General features: G+C 37.0%; 16 protein-coding genes. 12 read left to right on the plus strand and 4 right to left on the minus strand.

The genetic code is table 11. The features are described 5' to 3' along the window. Positions 1-2 precede the first annotated feature (2 nt). Genes AO058_RS09190 through AO058_RS09200 form a run of 3 tightly spaced genes read left to right on the plus strand, consistent with a single transcriptional unit; the run spans position 3 to position 3,004 of the window. The gene (locus AO058_RS09190; protein WP_075326168.1) at positions 3-944 is read left to right on the plus strand and encodes a mechanosensitive ion channel family protein; all 942 of its coding nucleotides are present in this window, start codon (positions 3-5) and stop codon (positions 942-944) included. After that, on the plus strand, positions 928-1,836 hold the full coding sequence (locus tag AO058_RS09195; RefSeq protein WP_075326169.1) for a DUF6268 family outer membrane beta-barrel protein: 909 nt from the start codon (positions 928-930) through the stop codon (positions 1,834-1,836). Before AO058_RS09190 ends, AO058_RS09195 begins: the two co-directional genes overlap by 17 nt. A gap of 1 nt (position 1,837) precedes the next feature. Further along, positions 1,838-3,004 (plus strand): sigma-54-dependent transcriptional regulator, encoded by a 1,167-nt coding sequence (locus AO058_RS09200; RefSeq protein ID WP_075326170.1) that lies wholly within the window; start codon positions 1,838-1,840, stop codon positions 3,002-3,004. A gap of 5 nt (positions 3,005-3,009) precedes the next feature. On the opposite strand, the gene AO058_RS09205 is transcribed toward AO058_RS09200, so the two are convergent. Further along, on the minus strand, positions 3,010-3,540 hold the full coding sequence (locus tag AO058_RS09205) for a hypothetical protein (RefSeq protein ID WP_394333630.1): 531 nt from the start codon (positions 3,538-3,540) through the stop codon (positions 3,010-3,012). A 301-nt stretch (positions 3,541-3,841) separates the two neighbouring features. Between AO058_RS09205 and AO058_RS09210 the strand changes: the two genes are divergently transcribed. The 4 genes from AO058_RS09210 to AO058_RS09225 all read left to right on the plus strand — a co-directional run bounded on the left by AO058_RS09210 (position 3,842) and on the right by AO058_RS09225 (position 7,515). Continuing rightward, positions 3,842-5,260, plus strand: coding sequence for a M28 family peptidase (locus AO058_RS09210; RefSeq protein WP_075326172.1), 1,419 nt, complete (start codon positions 3,842-3,844; stop codon positions 5,258-5,260). Between the two features lie 82 nt (positions 5,261-5,342). Beyond that, a complete protein-coding gene (locus AO058_RS09215; protein ID WP_075326173.1) occupies positions 5,343-6,713 on the plus strand; it encodes an MATE family efflux transporter in 1,371 nt (456 codons plus the stop codon). A 2-nt stretch (positions 6,714-6,715) separates the two neighbouring features. Next, positions 6,716-6,946, plus strand: a complete 231-nt coding sequence (locus AO058_RS09220; RefSeq protein ID WP_075326174.1) for a hypothetical protein — start codon at positions 6,716-6,718, stop codon at positions 6,944-6,946. Continuing rightward, the gene (locus tag AO058_RS09225; RefSeq protein WP_075326175.1) at positions 6,946-7,515 is read left to right on the plus strand and encodes a phosphatase PAP2 family protein; all 570 of its coding nucleotides are present in this window, start codon (positions 6,946-6,948) and stop codon (positions 7,513-7,515) included. Before AO058_RS09220 ends, AO058_RS09225 begins: the two co-directional genes overlap by 1 nt. Here AO058_RS09225 and meaB read toward each other — a convergent pair. After that, positions 7,512-8,600 (minus strand): methylmalonyl Co-A mutase-associated GTPase MeaB, encoded by a 1,089-nt coding sequence (gene meaB / locus AO058_RS09230; RefSeq protein WP_075326176.1) that lies wholly within the window; start codon positions 8,598-8,600, stop codon positions 7,512-7,514. The two genes, AO058_RS09225 and meaB, sit on opposite strands and share 4 nt — an antisense overlap. A 95-nt stretch (positions 8,601-8,695) precedes the next feature. On the opposite strand from meaB, the gene AO058_RS09235 reads away from it, so the two are divergent. Next, a complete protein-coding gene (locus tag AO058_RS09235) occupies positions 8,696-9,130 on the plus strand; it encodes an organic hydroperoxide resistance protein (protein ID WP_075326177.1) in 435 nt (144 codons plus the stop codon). A 142-nt stretch (positions 9,131-9,272) separates the two neighbouring features. On the opposite strand, the gene AO058_RS09240 is transcribed toward AO058_RS09235, so the two are convergent. After that, positions 9,273-9,836 carry a DUF2911 domain-containing protein gene (locus AO058_RS09240; protein ID WP_075326178.1) on the minus strand — a complete coding sequence of 188 codons (564 nt, stop codon included), beginning with the start codon at positions 9,834-9,836 and terminating at the stop codon, positions 9,273-9,275. A 154-nt stretch (positions 9,837-9,990) separates the two neighbouring features. On the opposite strand from AO058_RS09240, the gene AO058_RS09245 reads away from it, so the two are divergent. Genes AO058_RS09245 through AO058_RS09260 form a run of 4 tightly spaced genes read left to right on the plus strand, consistent with a single transcriptional unit; the run spans position 9,991 to position 13,276 of the window. After that, the gene (locus AO058_RS09245; RefSeq protein ID WP_075326179.1) at positions 9,991-10,536 is read left to right on the plus strand and encodes an RNA polymerase sigma factor; all 546 of its coding nucleotides are present in this window, start codon (positions 9,991-9,993) and stop codon (positions 10,534-10,536) included. Continuing rightward, positions 10,520-11,140 (plus strand): hypothetical protein, encoded by a 621-nt coding sequence (locus tag AO058_RS09250; RefSeq protein ID WP_075326180.1) that lies wholly within the window; start codon positions 10,520-10,522, stop codon positions 11,138-11,140. The genes AO058_RS09245 and AO058_RS09250 overlap by 17 nt, the downstream gene beginning before the upstream one ends. Beyond that, a complete protein-coding gene (locus AO058_RS09255; protein ID WP_075326181.1) occupies positions 11,121-12,518 on the plus strand; it encodes a hypothetical protein in 1,398 nt (465 codons plus the stop codon). The genes AO058_RS09250 and AO058_RS09255 overlap by 20 nt, the downstream gene beginning before the upstream one ends. A gap of 56 nt (positions 12,519-12,574) precedes the next feature. Continuing rightward, positions 12,575-13,276 (plus strand): peptidoglycan DD-metalloendopeptidase family protein, encoded by a 702-nt coding sequence (locus AO058_RS09260; RefSeq protein ID WP_075326182.1) that lies wholly within the window; start codon positions 12,575-12,577, stop codon positions 13,274-13,276. Here AO058_RS09260 and AO058_RS09265 read toward each other — a convergent pair whose 3' ends face one another. Continuing rightward, entirely contained in the window at positions 13,277-13,753 is a 477-nt protein-coding gene (locus tag AO058_RS09265) for a DUF4199 domain-containing protein (protein ID WP_075326183.1), read from the minus strand. Positions 13,754-13,811: the final 58 nt, after the last annotated feature.

The following is a 13,811-nucleotide window of genomic DNA, read 5'->3' on the forward strand; positions in this document are numbered from 1 at the left end:
GAATGCAGGAACAGCAAAAATCAGAAACATCAGAGGCGATCTTAGAAGTGGTGGAAGAAGATATCTGGGGTAGCCTGGTGGACTTTTGGAATCTTATCCTTTTCAAATATGAGGTTAGTGGTACGCCAATAGAAATAACTGTAGGGCTTATTTTACTGGTAGTTATCGCATTTATTGTGACCAGTGTTGTTCTTAGGTTAATTAGATCTTTTATTACAAGTAAACTGGCCAAGGGAGACAAACAGAAGTTTATAAGCGTTTTTAAGTTTATAAAATATTTTGTCTATTTAGTGGTAATCTTAATCACCTTAAGCTCTGCCGGAATAAATATTACCATACTTTTAACAGCTTCGGCTGCACTTTTTGTTGGTATAGGTTTAGCTTTACAAGAGCTCTTTCAGGATATTATTGGAGGGGTTTTTATAATTATAGATAAATCGCTCTTAGTTGGAGATGTTATTGAAATGGAAGGCAGGGTAGGCCGTGTTTTTGAAATTAAACTAAGAACCACCCGTGCCCTTACCAGAGATGATAAGGTGATGATTATTCCCAATCATAAATTTATTAGCGATGTAATTTATAATTATACCCAAAACCATGCAACTACGCGGGAAGGCGTTCAGGTTGGTGTGGCCTACGGGAGTGACACCCAAAAAGTAAAAGATATTTTGTTGAAATGTGCCAGTGAAAACGAAAGTATTGTGAAAAGCCCTGAATCATTTGTTCTCTTTGACGATTTTGGAGCATCTTCTTTAGTGTTTTCACTCCATTTTTACGTAACCGATAGCTTTGTAGATCCAAAAATTAAAAGTGAGCTTAGATTTAAAATAGATGAAGAATTTAGGAAAAATAACATCACAATTCCGTTTCCACAGCGGGATGTGCATTTTTATCCTACCCAAAACCTAACCCAAAATTTATCAAAAAATGATGAAGACCTTTAAAATTATAGCTTTCCTGATGTTAGGAGCTGTAACTTTTCCGGCAACGTCCCAAACTACAGATTTAGCCCGAATAGAATATACTTATTTTCCGCAGTCAGATTCAGATAATTCATTTCGTAGATTTAGAACCTTTGTTAATTTACCCATTAAATTAAATGGAAAAGGAGCCTATTTAATTCCGGGAGTAGAATATAGAAACGTAAATTTTAAATATAAAAATAGCGAAGCTTTTACCACCAATAACCTGGATAGGTTTCAATCTTTTACAGGTAAAATAGGCTACACATTTAAAATGAACGAGTTATGGCGTTTTGGCGCTGAGACCGGGGTGAAAATTGCTTCTAACTTCGCTACCAGTGAGTTGGTTAAAGATGATTTTATTTACACCGGGTCGGTTTATTTTATAAAAATTAAAGAAGATGAGCGTTACATAGAACCCTGGCGGCTTATTTTGGGACTTAGTTATTCTACCACAACCGGTTTTCCGTTTCCATTGCCTGTAATAAATTATTATAAGCGTTTTGATGAAAATTGGTCTTATGGGCTTGGAATACCTAAAACCAACCTGAAATATTATTTTAACAACAAACATGAAGTTCAGGGATTTGTAACATTAGATGGGTTTTTTGCTAATATTCAGCAAAACTTTAATCCTTATCCGCAAACAAATCCTGGCGCAAACCGGCTTGCAGAAAGTATGTCTATGACCATAGTTTTAAGCGGTTTGGGATACCAGTATAATATCACAGATAATATAGCATTTTATACCTATGCCGGTTATACGGTTATGAATGATATTAGATTAAGAGATAAAGACAGGGAGGACCTGTATACAATAGACGAAAACAATACATTCTACGCCCGTGGCGGCTTAAAATTTAGTATTTTATAATATGGCACGTATTTTATTAATAGAAGATGAAGCAGCAATTAGAAGGGTTTTAGTTAAAATCCTTACCGAAGAAAATGATAGTTATGAAGTTGAAGAAGCAGTAGATGGCCTGGAAGGAATTGAAAAGATAAAAGACGAAGATTATGATCTTGTACTTTGTGATATTAAAATGCCCAAAATGGATGGAGTAGAAGTCCTGGAGGCAATCATGAAAATAAAGCCTGAAATTCCCGTGGTAATGATTTCTGGTCACGGAGATTTGGATACCGCCGTGAATACAATGAAAGTAGGCGCTTTTGATTATATCGCAAAACCACCAGATCTTAATAGACTGCTTAATACCGTTCGCAATGCCCTAGACCGCAAAGAGCTTGTTGTAGAGAATACACGGCTTAAGAAAAAAGTTAGTAAGAATTTTGAAATGGTAGGCCAATCAGAAGGGATTGAGCGTATTAAAGAACTTATTGAAAAAGTAGCTCCTACAGATGCCCGGGTGCTAATTACCGGGCAAAATGGTACAGGGAAAGAATTGGTGGCTCACTGGATACATCAAAAAAGTGAACGTTCGAAAGGGCCAATGGTAGAGGTAAATTGTGCTGCAATCCCTTCAGAATTAATAGAAAGTGAACTTTTTGGTCACGTTAAAGGGGCGTTTACTTCAGCAAATAAAGATCGTGCCGGTAAGTTTGAAGTTGCCAATGGAGGTACAATTTTTCTTGATGAAATTGGTGATATGAGTCTTTCGGCGCAAGCCAAAGTTTTAAGAGCGCTTCAGGAAAATAAAATCTCCCGCGTGGGTAGCGGCAAAGACATAAAAGTAGATGTTCGGGTTGTTGCAGCAACCAATAAAGACTTAAAAAAAGAAATAGAAGACAAAAAGTTTAGGGAAGATTTATATCACAGGCTTGCGGTAATTTTAATAGAAGTACCCTCGCTAAATGAACGCCGGGAAGATATTCCTTTACTTATAGATTATTTTAGCGAAAAGATTTCTGCGGAACATGGTTCGGGTAAAAAAGAATTTACCGAAGATGCCTTAAAAACTCTTAAAGAATATGACTGGCGCGGAAACATACGTGAACTTCGTAATGTTGTAGAACGGCTCATTATTTTAGGGGGCGATAAAATTACTGAAGAAGACGTAAAACTCTTCGGAAGCAAATTTTAGAGAATTTAATCGATTTTTTTCGGCGGCGGATTATATCTTAAAAAATACATTGTATCTCCGCTTGGGTGTTGCCATTCGTGGAATAATTCAAATCCAAATCGCTGATATACCAGTGCGTTTTTACGCATTCTGGTTTCGGCATATAGTGGAATTTGATATTCTATTGCCTGGCGGTAAAATTCGTCTTTCATTTCTTTACCAACCTGGGTATCTGCACCGCGAGATTCAGCCAAAATACCCCAGAACCAGCAGTAAAGATATTCCCCAGTTTGTGGGCGTTGTTTTTTAATATAATTCTGGTTTTTTACAATGCGATAAGCGTTTTTTATTCCGGTAACATTTAAAACCAAACCAATTTGGCTCCAAATATCTTTCAGAAAGTTATCGTCTTTTTTGCTGGTTTTAAATAAAATAGCAATTCCCATTCGGTTTTCAGAAATAATAAGAGCGTCTTTTTCAATCGCCTTCTCCACCATATGTGTGGCGAGATATTCAAAACGTTTGTGACGGTTACCTCCCTTTTTTACAATATCCATAGAGGACGGGATTTCCTTTAAAAGGCTGGTAACTTTGGTAATTATCTCTTCTTTTTCTGCTTTGTTCAAACTGCTATAATTTAGCGGCGAAGATATAAAATTTATCTTTTTTTAGGTTTAAAGTAAGTCGATTAAAATTCTGCAAATTCAAATACTTTTAAGGCATATTCTTTGTTATCACACAGGTAGCTAGAAATTGTTTCCTAAATTTTATAGAAACTATAAAGAATTAAAACAGAAGCTTCCAAAGGAATATTTATTTTAGCAGTCAAAACATGAAAATTTAAATCCTATTTTCCCGATGAAATTATACATTTTCGCCTTTTTTGGCCTTTTTCTTACACTAAATCTTAATGCACAGGCTCCTGAAACTAAAGAAGATTCTCTTAAAATTAGGGAGATATATTCTGCTGCGCTGGTAAATGGTAAAGCCTACAATTGGCTGGACCATCTTTCTAACAAAATTGGAGGTAGGTTATCGGGTTCGTTAAATGCGCAAAAAGCGGTAGAATATACTAAAACACAGTTAGAAGAACTTGGTCTTGATAAGGTTTGGCTACAACCGGTTATGGTTCCAAAATGGACGCGTGGAGCTCGTGAACACGCTTATATACAAACCGGCCCGGGAATGACTACAGAAGTAAGTATAACAGCTCTTGGGGGCTCTGTTGCCACTGCTACCGGCGGTTTAAAAGCAAATGTTATAGAAGTGCAGGGAATTGAAGATTTAGAAAATTATAAAGATGAAATAAAGGGCAAAATTGTTTTTTATAATCGCCCAATGAATCCTGAACTTATTCAAACTTTTGAGGCGTACGGCGGGTGTGTAGATCAGCGTTATTCGGGGGCTGAAGCCGCTGCTAAATACGGTGCTGCCGGCGTAATTGTACGTTCTTTAAGTCATAAAATAGATGAAAATCCGCATACGGGTTCAATGAGCTATGGCGATTTACCAAATAATAAACGAATTCCAGCTGCGGCGATTAGTACTAAAGATGCCGAATATCTTTCCGGAATTTTGAAGCTGAAAAAAGACCTTGAATTTTATTTTAAATTGAGTTCAGAAAATCACGGCGAAGTACAATCTTACAATGTAATTGGGGAAATAACAGGTAGCGAATTTCCGGAAGAAATTATGGTAGTTGGCGGCCACCTGGATTCCTGGGATTTGGGAGATGGTTCTCACGATGATGGTGCGGGTGTAGTGCAATCTATGGAGGTTTTGCGCTTATTTAAAGAAACCGTCTATAAACCTAAAAGAACCATTAGGGTGGTACTTTTTATGAATGAAGAAAACGGTTTACGCGGCGGGAATAAGTATGCCGATGTAGCACATAGTAAAAACGAAAATCACATTTTTGCTTTAGAAAGTGATGCCGGAGGATTCACTCCTCGCGGATTTTCTTTTGAAGCCGATGATGCTCAATTTGCGCAAATTGAAAGTTGGAAACCACTTTTTGAACCTTACCTGATTCATTATTTTGAAAAAGGTGGAAGTGGAGCCGATATTGGTCCGTTGAAAAAGGGAGATATTGTACTTGCGGGATTAAGACCAGATTCACAAAGATATTTTGACCATCATCACGCGGCAACTGATACCTTTGAACACGTAAACAAACGTGAGCTGGAACTTGGAGCTGCTACAATGACTTCATTGATCTATTTAGTAGATAAGTATGGAATAAAGCGAATTAATCTGGAAAAAGATCAGAAACTTTAGATTTAAAATTTAATTATTCTTTATCGCAATTTAAATTTTAGAGCAGCAAAATCCTACTATCTTTGCCGCCTAAAATTATGTTTTGCAGCTAAGCGCCTACACACAAGAATTCAGCAAAAATTTAAATATTGCCTTACCCGTAATGCTCGGGCAATTAGGCCATGTATTAGTTGGGCTGGTAGATAATTTAATGATTGGCCAATTAGGGCCGGCACCACTAGCGGCGGTTTCCCTGGGGAATTCGCTGGTTTTTATAGCCCTCTCTTTAGGAATTGGTTTTTCTTTTGCTATTACACCTTTAATTGCTGAAGCCGATGGAGCGCAGGATATAAACAAGGGCAGAAGCTATTTTCACCACGGGGTAATTTTATGTACTATTAATGGAATTCTTCTTTTTCTCACTTTACTCATAGCGAAACCGGTATTGTATTATTTAGACCAACCGCCAGAGGTGGTAGAACTTGCCATTCCATATCTTAATATCGTGGCGTTTTCAATGATTCCGTTAATGATTTTCCAGGCATTTAAGCAATTTGCTGACGGACTCTCGCAAACAAAATATGCCATGTATGCCACTTTAATCGCTAACGTGGTAAACGTGATTTTTAATTACCTCTTAATCTACGGAATCTGGATTTTTCCAAGGTTGGAGCTGGAAGGTGCAGCAATAGGTACATTAATCTCCCGTTTCTTTATGTTATGGTTTGTTTGGGAAATTTTGAGACGAAAAAAGAAATTTGCCGAATATTTCAAATGGGGAAAAAAGGAATCTCTAAACTCTGATGTATTTAAAAGATTATTAAACCTCGGTTTTCCAACGGCGCTGCAAATGCTTTTTGAAGTTGGGATTTTTACCGCTACCGTATTCCTTGCCGGTTTGTTGGGTACTAATCCACAAGCGGCAAACCAAATTGCTTTGAATCTCGCTTCAATGACTTTTATGATTGCTGTTGGACTTGGAGTTACAGCTACTATTAGGGTAGGAAATCAAAAAGGTCTTGCTAATTTTAAAGATTTACGTAGAATTGCATTTTCAACATTTCTGCTTGTATTTTTAATTGAAGCAGTATTTGCTTTAGGCTTTATTCTGCTTAAAGATTGGCTGCCTACATTTTATATAGATAATGCCGAGGTGATTTTACTTGCTGCCCAATTATTAGTTGTAGCTGCGTTATTTCAGCTTAGTGACGGTTTGCAGGTGGTTATTCTGGGAGCTTTAAGAGGTCTTCAGGACGTGAAAATTCCCACGGTAATTTGTTTTATTTCTTACTGGATTATTGGCTTTCCTGTTTCCTGGTATTTTGGCAAAGCCGAAAATCTTGGAAGTATGGGAATCTGGCTTGGGCTCCTTGCCGGGCTCTCTGTTTCGGCATTAATGTTGTACATTCGATTTAACTATTTAACAAAAAAACTTATTTTGCAAGAGTCTAGTCTTGTTCAATCAAAAATATAATTATGGATTTCCCTAAATTTCTTCTCGGTGATAATACCGACTATCCCACTGCTATCTTCGTAATACATACCGAATTCCCACGATTTATCATTAATCTTGAGAACGATGAAGTAGAATGGCTGGAAGAATTTGATCAGCACGATGAAGAAGAACTAGAAAATGAAACCGAAAACCTTATTAAAGAAGCTTCAGAATTTTACGATAGGGAAATTGCAAGATACGAGGACGATTAATGGAGAAATTAATAGAGTTAGATCATAAATTATTTCTTTGGCTAAATAATCTCGGTAATGAAACCTGGGATTGGCTTTGGCTGCTCATTACCGATAAATGGACAGCAATCCCGCTATACGCTTTACTTTTATTCCTTATTTTCAGGAAATTCGGTTGGAAATCAAGCCTGGTCACGGTGGTATTTATAACCTTATTAATTACCGCTACAGATCAATTAGGAAATGTTTTTAAAGATGCTTTTGAACGTTTAAGACCCTGCCGGCAGGAAGGCATTATGGAATATACCCGGTTTGTGGCGGTTCGTTGCGGTTCTTATGGTTTCTTTTCAGCACACGCTTCTAACTCGATGGGCGTTGCTATTTTTCTTGGATTATTATTTAGAAAAGTCTTTCCTAAAATGATATTTTGGTTAGTTGCCTGGGCTTTACTTGTAGCTTATAGTCGGGTTTATCTAGGAGTGCATTATCCGGGAGATATACTTGTAGGAATGTTGATTGGTGGGCTCTTAGGCTTTATTTTCTATAAACTTCACGAATGGGCACAGCAGAAAATTTTCAAAAAGAATTAATCCAGATTTTCAAACTTTTCAATTAATAAATCGGCTGCGGCGAAAGCGGTTATCTTATTATTTTCTATAGCTTTTAATTGAATTTCAAGTTCGTTTTTCATCACAGGATTTTGGTAAAAGCGGTTTTTTAGATGTGCGTTTATAGTTTGTAGAAGCCAGAATTTATTCTGCTCTTTTCTGTTTTTCAGGAAAAAACCATTTTCTTTTCCTAGCTTTTCAAATTCTTTAATCAGTTCCCAAACACTATCAATTCCCGTTTGCTTTAAAGCACTGCTAAGAGCAACTTTTGGTTTCCAGCCGCTTTCTTTGCTTGGGTAAAGTTGCAGCGCACGGTTAAACTCCAGTTTTGCCTCCCTTGCAGCTTTTATATTGTCTCCATCAGCTTTGTTGATCACAATTGCATCGGCCATCTCTATAATTCCTCGTTTTATGCCTTGTAGTTCGTCTCCGGCTCCGGCCAGTTTCAGCAATAAAAAGAAATCGGTCATACTGTGCACCGTGGTTTCACTTTGGCCAACCCCAACGGTTTCAATAAGCACAACATCAAAGCCTGCAGCTTCACATAGAATAATACTTTCGCGGGTTTTTTTGGCCACCCCACCAAGAGAAGAACCCGAAGCCGATGGCCGTATAAAAGCATTTTCTTCTTTTACAAGGTTTTCCATCCTGGTTTTATCACCTAAAATACTTCCGTGGGAAACACTACTACTGGGGTCTACCGCCAGTACCGCTACTTTTTTTCCTTGTTCGATTAAATATGAGCCAAAACTTTCTATAAAAGTACTTTTGCCCACGCCGGGCACGCCTGTAATTCCAATTCGAATAGATTTTTGAGAATAGGGCAAGGCACCTTCCAATAACTGTTGCGCCTTTTTTCTATGTGAAAATTGATTACTTTCTACCAAAGTAATTGCACGGCCTAATGCAGTCTTATTTCCATTTAGAAGTTGCTGAAGCAAATCTTCTTCCTCAAATTTATTTTTTCGGGAAGCTCTAATCTTTTGAGCTGATTTTGGATTCACATTCGCCGAGACCGGCTTACTGCCAGATTCACTTAATGCCGATTTTTGGTTCTTCTCGCTCAAACTATACTTATTTATGACAAATTTATGAATTCGATCTTTGGGAGCCTTGTTTATGCTTGGTATATTCAGGCCTAATTAATGTAACTTAAATAACGATGAAAAATTTGTATAAAACAACGGTAACTACAAAAGGAGCAAGAAAAGGCCACGCCAAAAGTGATGATGGAATATTGGACGTAAAATTAAGTATGCCAAAATCTATGGGCGGTGAAGGCGGAAATTATACCAATCCGGAGCAATTATTTGGAGCGGGGTATTCTGCTTGTTTTGGAGGTGCATTGCAGTTAGCTGCTAAGAATCACGGTATAGATATAGATGAAAATGTTAGTGTGAGCGCAGTAGTAAAATTAGGCCTGACTGATGAGGAAGAAAATTTACAACTATCTGTAGTATTAGACTGCTATTTACCAGGTGTAGATGTTGAAACCGGTGAAAAAATTGTAAATGAAGCTCACGAGATTTGCCCTTATTCTCGAGCCACAAGAGACAATATAGATGTGACGCTTAATCTTTTAGTAGACGAAGATTAAGATGAAATTTTTAAAATTTCGTTATCGTCATGCTGAACTTGTTTCAGCATCTAAAACTTTAGGAAATTAGACCCTGAAACAAGTTCAGGGTGACTTAAATTATAAACCTCACAGGATTTTATGACCCTGTGAGGTTAATTTTTTATGCTTTTTCAGGTTTTATAGGAACACTAACCAGGGTTTCGGCCCAGGCCAGGTTTAAATTTATAAATTCATTTTCTTCATTAAAAGCTATAGTAAATTGTTCAATAGTTCTTTGTAAATCTTTGGTAGGAACTTCCAGTACCAGCGCATCAAACTCAGGATCACGATAGGCTTTTTCCTCCATATCAATTCCCCAGGGGTACATATTTTTATTAAAAATCACTTTCCAGGAATCTTCCATAGGGATAGTCCATAAGGTATATTTCCCGGCTTCTAAAAGTGAGCCATCTACCATTATATCTTTATTGGTTTCAAAAGTAGTGGCTTCGTTGGCACCGGTACGCCATACTTCATTATAAGGTACCAGTTCACCAAAAATCACCCGTTCTTTTTTATAAGGGCGGTTATAAAAAACTTCTATTTTCAAATCACCCTGTGTATAATTTACGGTGGCTTCGGGACTATGAGCTTTAGTACTGTAGCGCATTATAAATACCACTACAGCGGCTAAGACAATAATAATTCCGCCAATCTTTAAAAACGTTTTTACCGGTTTTTTCATTATTATTTTATTTTGAAATACTACAGTTCAAAAAGCGTGCAAACTAATTTTTCAGGCTTTAAAAAGGAAAAAACGTATTTTCAGCTACAAAATAACAGAAGCTTGCAACATTGCAAAAATAGTTTCGTCTTTAAAGTACAACCAATCAAAGAAAATGATACAGCATCAATTAATAGAAGCCTGTAAAAACAAAGATCGCAGGGCCCAGCTGAAGCTCTACAATCAGTATTGCCAGGGAATGCATTATGTGGCCTTGCGTTTTTTGAAAGATCCTTATGAGGCAGAAGACGCGATGCAGGAAGCTTTTATAAAAGCTTTTGCAAAACTGCAACAATTTACGGGGGAAGTTACTTTTGGCGCCTGGCTTAAGCGTATTGTAATTAATAAGTGTATAGATAAATTAAAAGCGAAAAAGCTGGAATTAGTTGCTATTAATGAACAGGTATTGAGCACAGCCGAAGAAGACGATAATTGGCAGGTAGACGATGGGATTGGAATGGAAGAAATAAAGCAAAGTATGGAAAAACTTCCCGAAAAATATAAATACCCACTGATGCTGTTCTTAATGGAAGGCTATGACCACGAAGAAATATCAGAGATTTTAAATATTAGTCCGGTAGCCTCGCGGACTTTAGTGCACAGAGGTAAGAAAAAATTGCAGGAAGAATTAAAGACTATAAAAAATGGCACAGGATATTAGAGAAATGTTCAGGAACGAGAAGGAGCCTAAACCCAACACTTTACCAAAAGGGCACCAAAAGCGATTTGAAGATCGCCTGGAGAAAGAATTTCCCGTAGAAAAGAAGAATAATACGTTCTTTTTTCTAAAGATCGCAGCGGTTTTAATTGTTGCGCTGGGCGTGGGATTCTTTTTTCTGAATTCAGGGGGAGATAATTTTACGAATGAGCCATCGGTAGCTGACACTCCAAATCAGGAAAATTCAGAAGAAAAAGAAAATAAGCCGGAAACAACTGAAAATAATTTTCAGCTAAGTGAAGTTTCACCTGAATTCAAGAAGATTGAAGATTATTATATGGCCAGTCTTAATATTGAACTTTCCAAGATCAATATTACACCCGCAAATAAAGCCCTTATAGATTCTTTTATGAACCAAATGGCTGAACTGGATAAGGAATACCAACGCTTAAATACAGAAATTAAAGAAGCGGGGCCAAACGAGCAAACCCTGGAAGCGATGATAGCGAATCTTCAGCTTAGATTAGACTTGCTATATAAGCTAAAAAGCAAATTAAAGGAAATTAAACAATCAAAAGACAACGAATATGAAAACTACGAGGTATAATTTAATAGTTGCGCTGCTGCTCTGCCTTCCGGTAACATTGAGCGCGCAAACAAAAAAGCTGGATAAAACTTATAAAACCTCCGGCGATGTAGAAGTGAAAATTGATGCCAGTCACACCAATATTATTGTAGAATACTGGGATAAAAATGAAGTGCAAATTGAAGCCTCTCTGGAAACTGGTGAAATTGAAAAAAGTGAAAGAAAAGATATTCTTGCGGCCTGGAAATTAAATACTTCCGGAAATGCTTCAGAAGTAAATATTTCTTCAGGCGGGGGAATGCAGTGGAGCGGAGATATAGATCTAAGCGGATTGGAAAAACCACTGGCCAGTCTTCCGCAGATGCTGGAGCCATTAATGAATAATTTGGTGACGCCTTTGATGCAAAGTATGGGAGAAAGTATGGGAGCGCCGCTTCCGCCAGAATTCAGTGAAAAAATGGGCAATATCAAATTTGACTATGAAGCTTATAAAAAAGACGGTGACAAATACATTGCGAAGTTTGAAAAGCAAATGGAAGCGAATTTTGGTGAAGATTTTGAAAAAGATATGGAAAAATGGGCTTCTCAGTTTGAAAAAAATGCCGAGAAATGGGAGAAGAATTTTGAAATGAAGATGGGAATAAATAGTGAAGAGCTTGAAAAGTCTATGGAAAAATGGGCCGAAAGTTTTGGTAAAGATATGGAAGCCTGGGGCGAATCTTTTGGAGCGCAAATGGAAGCCCGTTTTGGTGATACAGAAAATGGAAAACCAAAAGTGATAGGTTTAAGTAATTCTAAGGCCAAAAAGACCATTAAAGTAAAAATGCCTAAAAACGCAAAGCTTAATCTTGATGTACGCCACGGGGATGTAAACCTTTCGGGTACAACGAATAATCTTCACGCCGATCTTTCTCACAGTAAACTAACCGCCGATAGGATAAGCGGTAAAAGTACTAATGTAGAGGCAGCTTACACTCCGGTGAACATCAACTATTGGACTTATGGAATAATGGATGCCAGGTATGTAAAAAACTTTAAAATTAAGAAGGTTAAAAGCATCAAATTAAGTTCCAATTCCAGTAATGTAAATATTGAGGAGCTTGAAGATACCGGGATTTTATCGGGAAATTTTGGGGAGTTGAATATTGCAAGAGTAGGGGCTAATTTTAAAAATCTAGATATTAATTTAGAGAATAGCGATCTGGAACTTGGTTTGCCTTCATCAGCTTTTAATTTTATGTATAGTGGCACCCAGAGCGATATTAAACATCCTGGTTCTTTAAAGGTAACAAGTAACGAATCTTACGATAATAAAAAACTTACGGGATTTCATAAAACTAAAGATTCGGGAGGGAATATTAGCATTAAAGCTAATTTTAGCGATGTCTTGTTAAATTAAATTTCAAGGTGTAATTTTAGCGATTCTTAAACGGCAAATCGTTTTAAAGATCGCTTATGGGAACCACAAATTTTTCTGAATTTCTTTCGCAGTTAACACCGGGTTTTACCCAGGTTCTGGATGTGAATTTAAAAGAAGAAGATTATATAATTATAGATTTATCTGAAAACAATGTAGAGCTCGGGAAAGTAGATATTTCTTCTTCCCGGGCTTTTTCTAATTATATAGCCGAATATTTAAATGCCTTCGAAAAAAAGGTGGCTTTTGGAGGCTATTCTGAAGTACGAAAACTTTATAAGAGAAGTGAGCTTTTTACAACTTCTGAAGATGAAGATTCTAACAGGAATATACACTTAGGCCTGGATTTTTGGGCTGATGCACATACCGATGTTTTAGCGGTTTTAGATGGAAGAATTCATAGTTTTAATGATAATTCCAGTTTCGGAGATTACGGCCCAACCATAATTTTGGAACACGAATTTGAAGAAAAGAAGTTCTATTCCCTTTATGGTCATTTAAGTAAATCTTCATTAAACGGTCTTTTTCCGGGGAGTTCTGTGAAAAAAGGCGAAAAAATTGCTGAATTGGGAACACCTGAAGAAAATGGCGATTATGCACCACATTTACATTTTCAGATAATTGAAGATTTAGTTGAAAAAATAGGGGATTTTCCCGGGGTTACTTCCCGCCGGGAATTGGACTTTTATCTACAAAACTGCCCAGATCCCAATTATTTGCTCAAATTGAAAAACTCCTGATTATTTTTTTCTTAAAATCAATGCAACAATAGCTGAGGTTACTACACCCATCATTAATGCACCGGCTATAGATTGTACTATATATGAGCTTAAGTTAAAATAAGCTTCAGCATCTTCCTGCTTCATAGCATTTCTTTCTACGCTGCTTTCTATAGCGTTTTCAAAATATTCGGGAGAAATAAGATAGTGTGTAATTAGTTGGCCAATAGGAGAGAGTAAGGCAATAACAATACTTAAAATTACTCCCGAAACGAATCCCTGTCTCCAGCTCATTTTTCCGCGGAAAAAATTCTTTCTTTTATCATGAATGGCAAAGAAGTAAATTGCTATTGCAATTAAACCGAAAAAGTTGGTGTAAATAGCGTGTTTGGCAATGAGCACATCGTGCCAGCCCATGAGTTTCTCAAAATACATCCAAAGTAAAGATGCAGCGAAGAAAATTACGCCCCACTTTATTTCTATTTGGTAGTTTTTCATTTTTTTGATGATTGGTTGAATGAAAAGCTAATGTACTCAAAAAAAGAAAGGGCTGTTT

Source organism: Salegentibacter sp. T436 (assembly GCF_001932675.1).
Lineage (GTDB): Bacteria > Bacteroidota > Bacteroidia > Flavobacteriales > Flavobacteriaceae > Salegentibacter > Salegentibacter agarivorans.